Below are 16535 nucleotides of genomic sequence, written 5' to 3'. Positions count from 1 at the left end.
AGTTGACTTTGAAATTATAGGAAAAAAGATTGTCGTTGGGGCAATTGTATTTCTAGTTCCGCTAGTTATTTTGGCGGGAGGTTTAGCATTAATTAGTAATTTTTTAAAATAAGATATCATGGCAATAATAGATCACAATTCAAGAGGCAGACTAATTAGAGATTTAAGCATAAGTCTTGTAATATACTCACTACCGGTAGTAGCAATTTTTCTTTATTTTAAATTCACCAATGGCGTCATAACACAATCGCATCTTACACTGCCATCATTTTTAGAATTTTCAAAACCGGCTTTCGAACACATTCGTACCTGGGGATTAACCGTTTTTATGTTAGTTTTAGGAATTATTGAATTCACAGCAGGTTTATACGATGACGACTGGACAGGCGAAGAACGCAAAGTAGACATTATTTGTTTCTTAGCCCCAAAAGTACTTTTACCGCCCGTAATTGCTTTTTTCAGCTTAACAGCATTGCCTTATTTAATCCCAAATTTGGCCAACTCACTTTCATGGGTTCCGTTTTGGGGAGGCTTTTTCCTGATCGCAATTGCTGATGATTTAACGCAATACTGGTACCACCGCTTGCACCACCAGGTTCCATTTTTATGGAGATTTCACAGAACGCACCATTCAGCTCCGTACATGGGAATGGCGATGGCATCTAGACAAAACTTTATCTATACCGTTTTCTTCTCTCAAATTTATTTAACAGCTACCTTAACCTATTTAGGCTTAGGATTACCGGCCTTATTTGTTTTGGTGATTAAAAGTTTTATCACTTTGGGAGCACACTCCAGTATTAAATGGGACAAACCTTTTTATAAATACAGAATATTACATCCAATTGCATGGGTTTTAGAGCGTTTAATTTCGACTCCGGCAACACACCACGCTCATCATGCTGATACAAGCGGAGATGGTGTTGGACACTTTAAAGGCAACTTTGGAAACATGTTTTTTATCTGGGATATTACTTTTGGAACCGGTTTAATCACCCGTAAATATCCTAAATCATACGGAATGAAATCGTATAAACAAGAAGAATGGTACGCACAATTTTTGTGGCCAATATTCAAATCCAAAAAAGAAGGCAGCGCTTTGGCCGAAGGCGTTTTGGCAGTTCCTTTGAAAGCAAAAGCAGAAACTATTACGCCAAGTCCGGTTTATTACGAGCAGGCGCAATCTTAAAAATACGATGAAAAAAAATAAAATAACGACACTGTTAATCGGTTTCACCATTGTTGCCAACGCACAAGCGCCAAAACAGGCGTCAACTTTTACCCAAAAATCAAATGAGGCAGTATATTCAAAGTTAAACTTTGATGATACTGCCGATTTTACCGACGCCAAGAGAGGTTTTATCGCCACTCTTGCCGACGGTAAAATTCTTTCTAAAACAGGAAATGTCGCTGTAAACTTAAATGATTTTGCCTTTATAAAAGGAAAATCCCCAGCCACGGTAAATCCCGCTTTATGGCGTCAGGCACAACTCAACAACATCAACGGATTGTTTAAAATTACCGATGGTGTTTATCAGGTTCGTTCTTTTGATGTGGCCAATATTTCGTTTATCGAAACCAAAAATGGTTATGTTGTAATTGATGCTTTGACTATTGGTGAAGCTTCATCAGCCGCTTACGAATTAGTCAAAAAACATGTTGCTAATAAACCTATTCTGGCTGTAATCGTTACCCATAGTCATGGCGATCATTATGGTGGTCTGGAAGGTTTGGTTTCAGCCGATGATATTAAATCCGGTAAAGTAAAATTCATAACGCCAAAAGGTTTCTACGAAGAAGCGGTGAGCGAAAATGTACTTTTAGGAAATGTAATGCGCCGAAGAGCCGGATATCAATTTGGCTTAGGTTTAGAAAGAAGTATTACAGGCCAGGTCGATGTGGGTTTAGGAAAACCGTTTTTATCCGGAGGTTCTTCCTCTCTTTTACAGCCTAATTTCGAAGTTGAAAAAACCGGACAAAAAATTACTATTGATGGTTTGGATTTAGTTTTTCAGCTTACGCCGAATTCTGAAGCTCCAGCCGAATTAACGGTCTTTGCTCCTGCCCAGAAAGTTTTCTTTTCTGCCGAAATTGCCAGTCATACTTATCATAATGTCCTTACGCCCCGTGGTGCCAAAACCAGAGATGCCAAAGCCTGGGCCGGATATCTGGACGAAGCGATTGACTTGTTTGGTGATAAAACCGAATTCATCGTTCCGTCGCACACCTGGCCGGTTTACGGACATGATAAAGGAATTACTTTCCTGGAAAAACAAAGAGATTTATACAAATATGTGCACGATCAAACCGTTCATTTGGCCAATAAAGGCTTAAATAAAGATGAAATCGCCGAAGAAATAAAATTGCCTGCCGAATTAGGCAAAGAATGGTACAACCGTGATTTTTACGGAACTGTAAAACACAATGCCAAAGCAACCTACCAATTCTACTTAGGCTGGTGGGACGGAAATCCTGCCGATTACGACAAATTACCACAAGTAGAATCGGCTAAAAAATATGTCGAATGGTTTGGCGGTGAAGAAACCGCCTTGAAAAAAGCAACTGAAAGCTACCAAAAAGGCGAATACCGTTGGGTTGCCGAAGTCCTAAAACATGTCATTTTTGCCAATCCGGATAATGCTGCTGCCAAAAATTTACAAGCCGATGCTTTCGAACAAATTGCCTATCAAAGTGAATCCGGAATTTGGAGAGATTTATATTTATCCGGAGCCAAAGAACTTCGCGAAGGTGTGGTTGTTCCTAAAAATCCTGTGAATCGTGCAGCCGGTTTTTTGTCCACTTTAACTCCTGAAGCTATTTTCGATTATTTATCGGTTACTGTTGACGGAACGAAAGCAGCCGGAAAAGACGTAAAATTGCGTTTCATTTTCCCGGAACTCAATAAAAACATTCTGGTTTATCTAAAAAATGGCGTTTTGCACCAAAGTCAGACACGACCAAATGATAAAGCCGAATTTACCTTAACGATTCCAAAAGCTAAATTTGTTGCCTTATTATCAAACCCTGAAACAGCAAGAGAGATTCTAACTTCAGACGGTGTAAGTTTTGAAGGCGATCCGTTTAAATTCAGAGAATTGGCCAGCACTTTCGAACCGGCAAATCCGTATTGGAATATTGTTACACCCTAAAAATCAAAATCATGAAAAATAAAATATTCAAAAATAGTATTGCAGCCGCAATTTTACTGTTTACAGTCGTAGGTTTTTCACAAAATAAAAGTTCAAATACAGTTTCACTAGACGTGTTTTATTCGAAAATTCAAAGCCAGAAAAATCCGCAGATCATTGATGCGAGAGGGGCTGAAGAATTTGCACTGAACCATATCAATGGCGCACAAAATTTTAATCTGGAATCAAAAGATTATGACAAACGTATTGCTGCTTTAGACAAATCAAAACCTGTATTTACCTATTCGATTGGTGCAGGAAGAAGCGTTTGGCTGGCAGATGATTTATTAAAAAAAGGGTTCAAAGAAGCGTATAGTTTAGAAGGAGGAATCGCCAACTGGATTGGAAACGGAAAACCTTTTTATGCCAACTCAAAAAGCAAATTAACTTTAGCAGAATACAAAAAAATCATCGCTGAAAACAAAGATGTTTTAGTAGATATTGGATCTGTTTATTGTGGGGCCTGTAAAAAAGTAAAACCGGTTTTAGAAACGATCAAAGCACAATACGGCTCTAATTTAAAAATTGTAGAAATTGATCTGGAAGACAGCCCGCAAGTAATCGCCGATTTAAAAACAGTAAAAGTTTTCCCGACTTTGATTTTATATAAAGACGGAAAAATAGTGTTCAAAAAAGAAGGTTTAGGCGATTTGAAAAATGATGTTGATGTGGCTTTGGCGGCTAGATAATTTTTTTTCACGCAGATTGGGCAGATTATTATTTTAATCTACTAAATATTTTAATCTTTCTTTTGCAATCATAAGCGTCATTTTTGTCATCCCAAGGAACGAGGGATCTCACTCGTAAATCGACAAAGATTGACGATTCAGTTTGCGGAGTTTCTTGTGTGATCCCTCGTTCCTTGGGATGACAAAAAATGTGCATAAGAAATTTGACAAAGATCACAGTTAAGCCTATTATTTCTCGAAATTAAACCAAAAAACTATGGCATTATCCAAAACAAAAAAGATTGTTTTTCCAATCCTTATTATAATTGCTATTCTGGCTATCTTTTTATTCTGGCCCATCAACACAGATGGAACTTTAATAAAACCAGATCCCAAATTATTAGCAGGAAAAGCGACATTTCTCGCTGAAAAAGTCACTACAGATAGTGCCTTCAAAAAACCAAACATCATTATTCTTTTGGCCGATGATTTAGGAAAATATGATATTTCGTTATACGGAGGCAAATCAACACCAACCCCACAAATAGATTCTTTGGCAGCATCAGGAGTTACTTTTCAGGACGGTTATGTTTCGGCTTCGATTTGTTCGCCTTCCCGTGCCGGTATTTTAACCGGTCGTTATCAGGAACGTTTTGGACATGAATATCAGCCCGGAGACCGTTATCCAAAAAACAACTTAGAATATTATGGTTTTAAGTATTTGATCAACACCAATAACTGGAGACTGAATGATAAAATCAATTACCCGAACGAAGCTTCGATTGCGACACAAGGTTTGCCACAATCTGAAATTACCTTTGCTGATCTGGCCAAAAGAGAAGGTTACAACACTGCAATTATCGGAAAATGGCATTTAGGACACAACAAAGGATTTTTTCCTTTAGACCGGGGTTTCGATTATCATTACGGGTTTTATCAGGCCTTTTCGCTTTACACACCCGAAGATGATAATCCGGATATTATCAACCATCACCACAAAGATTTTACCGATAAAATGATTTGGGGAAATGGCCGCGTTGGCATTGGACAAATTCGTCGTGATACTACTATCATTCACAACAAGGCATATCTGACCGAAACATTTGCTGATGAAGCCGAAGCTTTTATTGATCGAAATAAAAACAAACCGTTCTTATTGTACGTTCCTTTTAATGCCCCACATACGCCTTTTCAGGTTCGTAAGAAATACTACGATCGTTTCCCAAATGTAAAAGACGAAAACAAACGTGTTTATTTTGCCATGATCAGCGCACTGGATGATGCTGTGGGAAGAATCAGGGCAAAAGTTAAAAAAGAAGGACTGGAAGACAATACCTTAATCATTTTTGCCAGCGACAACGGTGGCGCCGATTATACTTTTGCCACTACAAACGCACCTCTAAAAGCCGGAAAGTTTTCTCATTTTGAAGGCGGGGTAAATGTTCCGTTTGCACTTTCGTGGAAAGGAAAAATCAAACCTCACACGATCTATAAAACTCCGGTAAGTACATTGGATATTTTCAGTACAATTGCTGCGGCTATACATTCTGATTTACCCAAAGACAGGGTTTATGATGGTGTTGATTTGATTAGTACTGTGAATGAAAATAAAGAAGCACACAAAACGTTGTATTGGCGTTCCGGCGATGCAAAAGCGATTAGAAGCGGTGACTGGAAGCTAATCATCAGCGGAAAAACACATGAAGAATGGCTTTATAATTTAGCGACGGACAAATCAGAAACAACAGATCTGGCTCAAAAAAATCCGGCAAAAGTAAACGAATTACATCTTGCTTTACAAAACTGGGAAAAAGGTTTGGTAAAACCTTTATGGCCAAATCTAACCCATTATGAATTTGATTTTGGTAAACAAAAATACTTTGTTGATTTGTAATTGATCAGCAAACCGACATTTAGTTATCCTAACAGGTTTTTAAAACCTGTTAGGTATTTAGTTTTAAGGTCAGTCCTACCAATATTCGGCTAAAGCTAATGTCAATCACAAAACAATAACCTCAAGCTAAGGCTGGAGATTATTCAAAAAATAAGACCCAACAAATTAATACCTAACAGGTTTTTAAAACCTGTTAGGATAAAAAAATAAAATTTAAAATGTCAACCCCAACCAAAACATTCAACATTCACGAAGACTGGACCGTCGTAATCTTAGGATTTATAATCATCGGGATTTCCCTTTTTATTTTTCTTCCTGAAGTTCCTGTTTTCAAATGGTCCACCGGATCAGATTTATTTCATGATGTATTCGATTTCGGAAACCTGAAAATTATCGGATTGCAATTTTTATATCTCATTTCCATCGGAACATTAGGTGCTTTTTTAATTGGTAAATCGGTAAAATATTTTTTATTGGGGTTTCCAGTCGTATATATTTTAACGGTTCTTGCCCTGATTATTGCGGGAAATACCGAAGTAAAAGGACTGAATCTCGAAGCTGTCATTTTCAGTTTGGCAATTGGTTTAGCGATCGGGAATTTCTTTAAACTTCCGGATTGGTTTCGATCAGCACTTTCGACAGAAGTATTTGTCAAAATTGGGTTGGTGTTATTAGGCACCAGCGTCATTTTTTCAGACATTCTAAAAGCAGGTTCTTTAGGATTAATTCAGGCTTTGGTGGTGGTTTTATCCGTTTGGTATTTTGCTTTTTGGCTGTGTAAAAAACTAAAAGTCGATGACGAATTGACGATGATGATTTCGAGTGCCGTTTCTATCTGTGGCGTTTCTGCCGCCATTGCCACTTCTGGAGCAATCAAAGGCGATTCCAAAAAACTATCTTATGTGATTTCGATTGTTTTGGTAACTGCAATTCCTATGATGATTTTCATGCCGATTATTGCCAAATATTTCAATTTCCCTGAAGAAGTTACCGGAGCCTGGCTGGGTGGAAGTATCGATACATCCGGTGCAGTGGTGGCTTCCGGATCTTTGGTTGGCGAAACGGCTTTGAAAATTAGTACAATCGTAAAATTCTCCCAAAATGTCTTATTAGGAATTGCTGCTTTTGCGATCTCGGTTTACTGGACGTACACGCACAACAATTCGGCGGAAGCCATAGCATCAAAACCTACATTAAGTGTTATCTGGGAACGTTTTCCAAAATTTGTTATCGGTTTTATTGCCGCTTCCCTGCTCTTCTCTTTCCTGCTTACTGCTGAAACCAGAGATGGCGTAAAAGACAGTTTGAAGAACTTACAAGGCATTTGGTTTGCACTGGCTTTTACAAGTATTGGCCTGGAAACGAACTTTAAAGATTTACTGCGCAACAATAGCCGAAAACCTTTGTATGCTTTTTTAATCGCACAATTATTCAATGTGATTATTACGCTGCTTATTGCTTTTTTATTGTTTAGTAAATAACCGCCATCATTGTCATCGATTTCTATGATAAAACCAAATCCTTTTTTTCAGGAGCTAATCCCGCGATCCGTTACATCCGAGCGAAGCAAACAAACGAAGTAAATTACACTAGAAACTCTACAACAATTATCGCTATTCTTTGCGGAGTTTCTAGTGAGATCCCTCGTTCCTTGGGATGACAAAAATGCGCATAAAAAACCCAACAATTTTCGACAAATTAAAATATCAATTACAATGAAAAAAACACTTATTACATTAAACCTCCTATTATCAGCAGTCGTTTTAGTTTCGGCGCAAAACAAAACAACTGCTGAAAAACCCAACATCATTTTAATCATGGTCGATGATATGGGTTATTCTGATTTGGGAAATTATGGTTCCGAAATTAAAACGCCCAATCTGGATAAATTAGCCAGCGAAGGTTTACGCTTACGTGAATTTTACAACAATTCGATTTGTGCGCCAACCCGCGGATCTTTGCTTACAGGACAATACCAGCACAAAGCCGGAATGGGATTTTTTGATGTCAATTTAGGATTACCAGCCTATCAGGGTTATTTAAACAAAGAATCTTTGACATTGGGAGAAGTTTTCCGTTCCGGCGGTTACAGCACTTTGCTTTCCGGAAAATGGCACGTAGGTTCTGAAGATCAGGCTCAATGGCCGAACCAGAGAGGTTTTGATAAATTCTATGGCATCTTAAAAGGGGCCTCCAACTATTTTGATACCAAACCGTTGCCTTTCGGGAAAACGCCTTACCCGGTAAAATTGATTCGTAACAATGAAGAATTACACCCCAAAGATGATTCGTATTATTTTACAGATGAAATCGGGAATAATGCCGTGACTTTCCTGGACGAACAAAACAAAGAAAACAAACCGTTCTTTTTGTATTTGGCATTTACGGCTCCGCATTGGCCATTGCAGGCAAAACCGGTTGACATTGCGAAATACAGAGGGAAATTTGATGAAGGCTGGGATGTGTTAAGAGAAAAAAGAATTGAAAAACTAAAAGCAAATGGTATTTTACCCGCCAATCAAACCGTTTCTCCAAGAGATCCTGAAGTGCCGGAATGGAGTAAACTAACCTACGACGAAAAACAATTCTGGAAAGCCAAAATGGAAGTTTACGCGGCCATGGTCGATAACATGGACCAGAATGTGGGGAAAGTTCTCGAGAAATTAAAAGCGTTGAAAAAAGATAAGAACACCCTGATTATTTTCATTTCAGATAATGGAGCACAGGGCGGTTTTAATACCTATAATCCGTTAGGACGTGGTTTGGTTCGAAATGACGGGCCCGTTGGAACTTCAGGGTCTTTTGATTATCAGGAACAAAACTGGGCATACTTATCGAACACTCCATTACAACAATATAAAAACAATATGCACGAAGGCGGATTCAGTTCTCCGTTTATTGCCTGGTTTCCATCCAAAATAAAAGCGGGCAGAATTGATAAAGGAACGGGGCATATTATTGACCTCGCCCCTACTTTTTATGAATTGGCGGGAATTCAATATCCTAAGGAATACAATGGCGTAAACTCCAATCCGTTAGCAGGAAAAAGTTTGTTGCCGGTTTTATTCGATACTGTTTCAGAAGTAAACCGGGGCGCGCCGTTATTTTGGGAAAGAGCCGGAAACAGAGCCGTAAGAGATGCCAAATGGAAATTGGTTTCAACTTATCCGTCGTACGAATGGGAACTTTATAATATTGAAACGGACCGTGGCGAAACCACCAATGTGGCGCAGCAAAACCCGGGAATTGTAAACCAACTTTCGGCTGCTTATTTTGACTGGGCTGATAAAACCGGCGTTGTAGAATACAGTAAATTTAAATTAAAGACGGAGGTTATGCCTGGAGGAGCAGCATTAAAAAAGTAACTGGTCATAATTATTTTTAACACATAGAAACATAGCATTTTTAAACTTAAAAAAAAAGGCGTTTCACTTATTTGAAATACACATAGCTGTATGTTTAAATTTCTCCCGCAGATTTGCTTAGCCTGTTCGCTAACGCTCGAGTGGCCCCCTTTTAATTCGCATAAAACCCTTAAAGACAGAAAAATAAGTATAAATATTTAACGTATACTTATTTTTTTGTTTTTTTTATTTAAACAAGACAAAATTCAAATCACTAAAAATCAATACATTAAACTAAATTCCATTTCAATTCCTAAGTCCTTCTCTCCTGTTGACTTAAATAAAAATTAAAAAACTTTTGGTTTTTATTATATTAAATTTAACTTTGTCTATAGAATTAGTAGAGTTTAAAACCAAAAGAACTACATTTTGAAAACAACCGAAAGCATATCATTTTACATTCTTCCCAAAAAATATACGTATAACACTTTTTGTTATATGTGCTTCTGTTGTTAATTCCCTCACATCCTTTTCGTTCATAATCGATTTTTATCCGAAAAATCAGAATTTAAAAACGAAATTTCTTAAACCTCAACGGTTTCTTATTGAATATTATACCATCATTTTGATGCATTTTCTGCCTCAGGAAGAAGTATCACGCATAACTATAAATCATCCAGAAACAATAACCAAATACGAACAAACATGACACCAATACTGCTACAAAATTGTACCTAATATTTCTGCGGCAACAGAAATGGCAAGGCTTAAAGAACATTTATCACTCAATAAAACAAGGCAACGGACATCCAATCTTACTGCATTTTTTAATTACAAAAAAAATCAATAACCAAGAATGAAAAAAAATACCAAACTTATTTTATGGATTAGCATTTTGTTTATTTCCATCGGAATAAATGCTCAAAACACAGAACTGCAATATTTAGTCGAAACTTAACGGAACGATTGTCGACCAAATATGATATCCGGGAACGATATCTTTCTGTTGATGAGTTATTCGATCCGCTTTCATAACATTATAATTCAACAATTTAGATGTTATTAAACCGTAAATTAAACAACATTTATTTCTGATGTTTTTATTTTTAACATAAATTTACTTATACAATAAAATGGCCTTTTTTACGAATGAAAATTCTTAAAATATTGTACCAAAAATAAATTAACCTTTAAACCTTTAAAGCCATGGCTGAACAAAAACAACAACAAACAGCATTAGGAGATGTTGCAGCAAGACAGTTAGCAATTGCAACACGTACGGTCCCTCAAATTGGAACCATTTCACCACGTTGGTTAACCCATCTTTTACATTGGACACCAGTAGAATCGGGTGTATTTCGTTTGAATAAAGTAAAAGACGGAAGTCATATCGAAGTAGACTGTTCTGCACGTGACGAAAGAGTTTTACCCAATACTTTTGTCGATTATATCGATAATCCAAGAGAATACAATCTGGCAGCGGTTCAAACTATTGTAGATGTACACACGAGAGTTTCTGACTTGTACAGCAAACCATACAATCAAATTTCCGAGCAGCTTCGTCTGGCCATCGAAACGATCAAAGAACGTCAGGAAAGCGAGTTAATCAACAATAAAGATTACGGTTTACTAAGTAATGTTGCAAAATCACAAATTATCAAAACCAGAACCGGTGCACCCACTCCGGACGATTTAGACGAATTATTGACTAAAGTGTGGAAAGAACCGGGATTTTTCTTGTTACATCCGTTGGCGATTGCTGCCTTTGGCCGTGAATGTACACGTCGTGGTGTGCCGCCTCCCACTACTTCTTTGTTTGGATCCCAGTTTTTAACCTGGAGAGGGATTCCGCTTATTCCATCAGATAAGTTACCAATTGTAAATGGAAAATCGAAAATCATTTTATTACGCACAGGCGAAAGCCGTCAGGGTGTAATCGGACTTATTCAGCCGGGATTACAAGGCGAACAATCACCTGGATTATCCGTTCGTTTTATGGGAATCAATGAAAAAGCAATTGCTTCATATCTGGTATCTCTTTATTGCTCATTGGCGATATTGGTAGACGATGCCATTGCAGTTCTCGAAGATGTAGAAATAGGAAAGTACCATGAGTATAAATACTAACCACAACGGTTTACCCAACATTGAGGATTTGCAGCTTTTGGCCAACGAATTGTTCAAGACATTACCTAATGAATTTCCAAAGGAAATTTCATTAAGTCCTGATCGAAATGAACATCCCCGTGCGACAAAAATTGCAGAAACTTTGTTGAATGCCGGAAACTTAAATGGCAACAATACACCACCAGCTCCATTTCAGGATGTAGCGGTTTCACCTTCCGGTGCACCTGCATTTAGCGGTTTTGGGGTTTCGCCAACTGTTGCCAATTATGGTTCAGGAGCTTCGGCTTTATATCCAAACGCCGGAGCCGGATTTGATCCTCAAAGCGGGGTTTCTCCATCGGGAATTCCACACGGAAATAATGTCAATGTCAACAATCCGCAAACCGGTTTTCATGATGTCAATTTCAAGAATGGAGGAACCGCTCAACCAAATGAAGAAAACGTCTTTTCGAAATTGCTTTTAAACCATGATTATCTTCCTTTTCAAACCGAAAGTTCTTCTTTTGAAACGGAATTAAAAGTGGCTTTATCATTAGTGGATACCCAATTTACAAAACGTGTAGATTTTCCGTTAAACGGAAATGAAATCCCGAATTCGTATTATTTTTTAGAACAAAACCCATTTGCTTTTGATCAGAGAAATTCGAATTTGATTGTTGGGAATACTTTTGAAAAACCAGATTTCGGCAATGTCTCAGGTTCTCGTTTTGATGCCAATCTGATTAAAAAAGATTTTCCGATTTTAAGAGAAACCGTAAACGGTAAACCTTTGGTTTGGTTTGATAATGCAGCTACGACTCAAAAACCACAATCGGTTATAGATCGTATTGCGTATTTCTACGAACACGAAAATTCGAATATTCACCGCGCAGCGCATGAATTGGCAGCTCGTGCCTCTGATGCTTACGAAGCCGCACGCGAAAAAGTAAAAACCTTTTTGAATGCAAATTCCGTAAACGAAATTGTATTTGTTCGCGGCGCTACAGAAGGGATCAATCTGGTAGCTCAAAGCTGGGGCGATCACAATCTGGTTGCCGGAGACGAAATCATTTTAAGTAATCTGGAACACCACGCGAATATTGTTCCGTGGAAACGTCTGGCGGATAAAAAAGGGTTGAAACTACGAGTAATTCCTGTTGATGACGACGGACAAATTTTATTGGATGAATATGCAAAACTATTGAATTCCAAAACGCGTTTGGTTGCTTTCACCCAAGTTTCAAATGCACTGGGAACTGTAACGCCGGCTAAAGAAATTGTAAAAATGGCACACGCTGTTGGAGCTAAAGTTTTAATCGACGGCGCACAATCGGTTTCCCACATGAAAGTCGATGTTCAGGATTTAAATCCGGATTGGCTGGTTTTCTCCGGACATAAACTTTTTGGTCCAACCGGAATTGGCGCTTTATACGGAAAAGAAGATTTACTAAACGAAATGGAACCGTACCAGGCTGGCGGAAACATGATTCAGGATGTGACTTTTGAAGAAATCAAATACCACAAAGCACCCAATCGTTTCGAGGCCGGAACCGGAAATATTGCTGATGCCATTGGACTGGGAGCTGCCATAGATTATGTTACCAAACTGGGTATTGACGCTATTGGTCATTACGAACATCAGTTACTGGACTATGCGACAAAGTTGCTAAAAGAAATTCCGGGTGTTCGATTAATAGGAACGGCGAAAAATAAAGCCAGTGTGCTTTCTTTTAATTTACAAGGCTATACCAACGATCAGGTGGGTCAGGCTTTAAACAAAGAAGGGGTTGCGGTTCGAACGGGACATCATTGTGCTCAGCCTATTTTGCGACGAATGGGAGTTGAAACTACAGTTCGTCCGTCTTTGGCTTTTTACAACACCACACAAGATGTTGATACTTTCATCAAAACGCTGTGGGAACTTAAAAAAGTTAGATTTTAAAAATAGAAGAGAAAGAGGTCCTATTCATCCTCTCAAGAAATAATTACTTTTTTTGATATTTTAAGTGATTATAACCAAAAGCGATTGTTTGAGGACAATCGCTTTTTTACATTCAATTATTATCAAAATAAAAGAACAAATAACAACAATATTCACGATTTTTTTGTTAAATTGCCTCAAAAAAACCACTATACAAAACATTTTTATTACATATTAAGTAATAAAAAATATTTATTTTTAGAAAAATCGGTATATTTTCATTAAAAAGTTATATATAACACAATAATAATAATTTTTGTGATATTTTATGTTAATAAAGTCATGTTTATTAACATATATTTAAGATATTTGGAAGAACTAATCCAAAAATTTTTTAAAATGAAAATTAACTTAAAGCATTTTTTGTGGCTTTTATTGGTATTATCTGTACAAATAGCCACAGCGCAAGGAGGATCTATCTCCGGTAAAGTTACAGACGCAAAACGAGTACCAATTCCCGGAGTAAATATTGTTCTAAAAGGAACAAAAGTGAGTACACAAACTGATTTTGACGGAAATTTTAAAATAGCTGCCAATAAAGGAGACATTTTGATTGTGAGTTATGTAAGTTTTGCCACTATTCAGGTTTCTGCTTCTAATTTAATGACAATAGAATTAGTTGAAACTCAAAACGAGCTTGAAGCGGTTCTCGTTGTAGGTTACGGAACCCAGACAAAGAGAAACTCAACCGATAATATTGCCCGCGTAACAGCAAAAGATATCCAGCAAATACCAGTCTCCAACCTTCAAAATGCTCTGGTAGGTAAACTGGCAGGTGTACAGGTTACCCAGACAAATGGTAAAGTCGAAGGAGGAATTAACATCAGAGTTCGCGGAGCTGCGAGTATTAGCGCAGGATCACAGCCTCTGTATGTGTTAGATGGTATTCCTTTAATTGCAGACGATGAATCCAGTAACGGAGCCCCAACCAATCCATTACTGACTTTAAGTACAAGTGAAATTGAATCTATAGACGTTTTAAAAGATGCTTCTTCCGCGGCTATTTATGGTGCGCGTGGTGCAAACGGGGTCGTAATTATTACCACTAAAAAAGGTAAAGAAGGTAAAGGTACTTTCTCTATTAATTTATCCCAAGGTGTTAGTGAAGCCACCCACAAAAAGAAATGGCTAAATGCTACACAATATGTTGAATTATTACAGGAGGCCGGAAGAAATGTTAACGATCTTGAATCTGTAGAAGACGAATTAGAGTTCTTATCGCAAGGAACAGACTGGAGAAACGGAGCCGTAAACACAGACTGGCAAAAAGAAGCTTTAAAAACCGGTTATACTACTGATGCCGATTTTTCGGTTTCAGGAGGAGATGATAAAACAAAATACTACTTTTCAGGTTCCTACAATAAAACAATCGGAATTGTAGACAGCAATAGTTTAGAAAGATTAACAGCGAGAAGCAACTTATCGCACAAAGTATCAGAACGTTTTACAGCCGGAATGAATATTGGTTTTTCAAGATCATTAATTGACAGGGTCCAGGATGACAATTCCTTTACAACACCACTGCAATCTGTTGCACAAGCGCCAATTTCGCAAGCCAGATTAGAAGACGGAACACCAAATCCTAATACAGAATATGCCAATTATCTTTTAGCAAAAGACAATACTTTCTGGAAAACAATCATGAGAAGGGTAACCGGAAAAGTATTTGGAGAACTGAAAATTTTAAACTCATTGAAATTCAATTCTGATTTCTCATACGATCTTTTAAGTCAGACCGAAGATTACTGGCAAGGAAAAAATGCCCCTTTTATGGCGACTGATGGTGAAGTATTTGCCTCTTCTGTAAATACTGAAAGTTATGTTTTTAGTAACTACTTCACTTACGATAAAACATTTGGAGAAAAACATACTATAAATGCGGTTGCCGGTATGGAATTCAATAAATACAACCGAAGATATCAGGATGTAAACAGTATTTATTTCCCTAACGATAATTTCCAGACCGTTGATGGAGGAGCAGAAGTAAACGAAGGTCACGGAAGCGAAACCGATTATGCATTTGTTTCTCAATTTGGAAGAGTAAATTACAGTTATGATGGTAAATATCTTTTTAAAGCAAGTGTACGTCGTGACGGTTCTTCCCGATTTGGAAAAAACAACAGATTTGGAATTTTCCCTGCCTTTTCTGCCGGTTGGGTTATTTCTCAGGAACAATTCTTAAAAGACAATCCTGTTTTAAGTTATTTAAAAATAAAAGGAAGCTGGGGTAAATTAGGAAATGCCGAAATTGGAAACTTTGCTTCACGCCAATTGTACCAGACAAATCCGTATAATTTAAAATCGGGATTAACCTTTTACCAACCCGGAAATAATGACCTTACCTGGGAAAAATCAACTCAGACTGATTTTGGTTTCGAAATTGGATTCTTAAACAAAATTTCGTTTGAAGCTGATTATTACCAAAAAGATACTGACGGATTACTTTTTGACGTACCACTTCCTAAAAGTGCGGGTGCCGGTACTGACGGAACAATAAGCAAGAACATCGGAAAAATCAGAAGTAATGGTTTTGAGTTTACCTTAAACACTAAAAACATTGAAACAGAAGAATTTAAATGGAGTACCAGTTTCAATATTACAACCAATCAATCTAAGGTAAAATCATTGCCAAATGATAATACCGATATCATTTCAGATTACACTATAAACAGAGTGGGCGAAAATATATCTTCTTTTTACTTAGTAGAATATGCAGGTGTTGATTCACAAAACGGAGATGCCCTTTTTGTAAAAAACACTAAAAATGCCGACGGAAGTCTGGATAAAAGCACAACAAATGACTTCAGTGAAGCGAAAAGAATTATTGCTGGAAATCCGTTTCCGACCTTGATGTCCGGTTTAACCAATACCATCAATTACAAAGGCATTGATTTCACCTTTACTTTTCAGGGAGAATGGGGGGCGAGTATTTATAATTCAGCAGGAATATACCAATCAACAGCTGCTGACTATTTTGACAACCAAACTGCTGATCAGTTAAACCGCTGGCAAAATCCAGGCGATATTACAAATGTTCCTCAGGCCAGATTTGGAGGTTCAAACGGAACGCAGCAATCGACACGCTATTTAGATAAATCTGATTTCATTCGTTTAAGAAACATTACATTAGGATATTCTTTACCTAAAAAAACGGTAAGCGACATGGGAATGAGCAATCTGAGAGTTTACATTACCGCAGTGAACCTGCTTACATTTACCAATTATGAAGGAACTGATCCGGAAGCAAGAAGAGATGACAGCACCAGAACCAATCCAAGAGCCGGAGAAGATTTTTACTCGGCCCCGCCAGCAAGAACAATTGCCATGGGAGTAAATATTAATTTTTAAAACGAA

At 37.6% G+C, this 16535-nt stretch carries 9 protein-coding genes; all 9 read left to right on the top strand.

The window, feature by feature from the left end; all coding sequences use genetic code 11:
- Window positions 1-118: 118 nt before the first annotated feature.
- The 9 genes from ACHRWY_RS22785 (at window position 119) to ACHRWY_RS22745 (ending at window position 16529) form a co-directional block, all read left to right on the top strand.
- A complete protein-coding gene (locus ACHRWY_RS22785; RefSeq protein ID WP_395357687.1) occupies window positions 119-1189 on the top strand; it encodes a sterol desaturase family protein in 1071 nt (356 codons plus the stop codon).
- Window positions 1190-1196: 7 nt separating this feature from the next.
- Complete coding sequence (locus ACHRWY_RS22780; protein ID WP_395357686.1) at window positions 1197-3149, top strand: alkyl/aryl-sulfatase; 1953 nt, start codon at window positions 1197-1199, stop codon at window positions 3147-3149.
- Between the two features lie 11 nt (window positions 3150-3160).
- Complete coding sequence (locus tag ACHRWY_RS22775) at window positions 3161-3877, top strand: thioredoxin domain-containing protein (protein ID WP_395357685.1); 717 nt, start codon at window positions 3161-3163, stop codon at window positions 3875-3877.
- Between the two features lie 256 nt (window positions 3878-4133).
- Window positions 4134-5750 carry a sulfatase-like hydrolase/transferase gene (locus ACHRWY_RS22770; RefSeq protein ID WP_395357684.1) on the top strand — a complete coding sequence of 539 codons (1617 nt, stop codon included), beginning with the start codon at window positions 4134-4136 and terminating at the stop codon, window positions 5748-5750.
- Between the two features lie 218 nt (window positions 5751-5968).
- On the top strand, window positions 5969-7231 hold the full coding sequence (locus ACHRWY_RS22765; protein WP_395357683.1) for a YeiH family protein: 1263 nt from the start codon (window positions 5969-5971) through the stop codon (window positions 7229-7231).
- A gap of 234 nt (window positions 7232-7465) precedes the next feature.
- Window positions 7466-9115: an arylsulfatase gene (locus tag ACHRWY_RS22760; protein WP_395357682.1), complete on the top strand. Its 1650-nt coding sequence runs from the start codon at window positions 7466-7468 to the stop codon at window positions 9113-9115.
- A 1185-nt stretch (window positions 9116-10300) separates the two neighbouring features.
- The gene (locus ACHRWY_RS22755; protein ID WP_072960213.1) at window positions 10301-11221 is read left to right on the top strand and encodes a family 2A encapsulin nanocompartment shell protein; all 921 of its coding nucleotides are present in this window, start codon (window positions 10301-10303) and stop codon (window positions 11219-11221) included.
- Window positions 11205-13142 (top strand): family 2A encapsulin nanocompartment cargo protein cysteine desulfurase, encoded by a 1938-nt coding sequence (locus ACHRWY_RS22750; protein WP_395357681.1) that lies wholly within the window; start codon window positions 11205-11207, stop codon window positions 13140-13142. The genes ACHRWY_RS22755 and ACHRWY_RS22750 overlap by 17 nt, the downstream gene beginning before the upstream one ends.
- 378 nt (window positions 13143-13520) lie before the next feature.
- The gene (locus tag ACHRWY_RS22745; RefSeq protein WP_395357680.1) at window positions 13521-16529 is read left to right on the top strand and encodes a SusC/RagA family TonB-linked outer membrane protein; all 3009 of its coding nucleotides are present in this window, start codon (window positions 13521-13523) and stop codon (window positions 16527-16529) included.
- The last annotated feature ends 6 nt before the right edge of the window (window positions 16530-16535 follow it).

The sequence above is a fragment of the Flavobacterium sp. FlaQc-48 genome, assembly GCF_044007335.1.
Lineage (GTDB): Bacteria > Bacteroidota > Bacteroidia > Flavobacteriales > Flavobacteriaceae > Flavobacterium.
This window is presented reverse-complemented; position numbering and strand designations above follow the sequence as displayed.

Coding starts and splice junctions, on each gene's coding strand:
- ACHRWY_RS22785 (WP_395357687.1), top strand. CDS start 119: ATGGCAATAATAGATCACAATTCAAGAGGCAGACTAATTAGAGATTTA.
- ACHRWY_RS22780 (WP_395357686.1), top strand. CDS start 1,197: ATGAAAAAAAATAAAATAACGACACTGTTAATCGGTTTCACCATTGTT.
- ACHRWY_RS22775 (WP_395357685.1), top strand. CDS start 3,161: ATGAAAAATAAAATATTCAAAAATAGTATTGCAGCCGCAATTTTACTG.
- ACHRWY_RS22770 (WP_395357684.1), top strand. CDS start 4,134: ATGGCATTATCCAAAACAAAAAAGATTGTTTTTCCAATCCTTATTATA.
- ACHRWY_RS22765 (WP_395357683.1), top strand. CDS start 5,969: ATGTCAACCCCAACCAAAACATTCAACATTCACGAAGACTGGACCGTC.
- ACHRWY_RS22760 (WP_395357682.1), top strand. CDS start 7,466: ATGAAAAAAACACTTATTACATTAAACCTCCTATTATCAGCAGTCGTT.
- ACHRWY_RS22755 (WP_072960213.1), top strand. CDS start 10,301: ATGGCTGAACAAAAACAACAACAAACAGCATTAGGAGATGTTGCAGCA.
- ACHRWY_RS22750 (WP_395357681.1), top strand. CDS start 11,205: ATGAGTATAAATACTAACCACAACGGTTTACCCAACATTGAGGATTTG.
- ACHRWY_RS22745 (WP_395357680.1), top strand. CDS start 13,521: ATGAAAATTAACTTAAAGCATTTTTTGTGGCTTTTATTGGTATTATCT.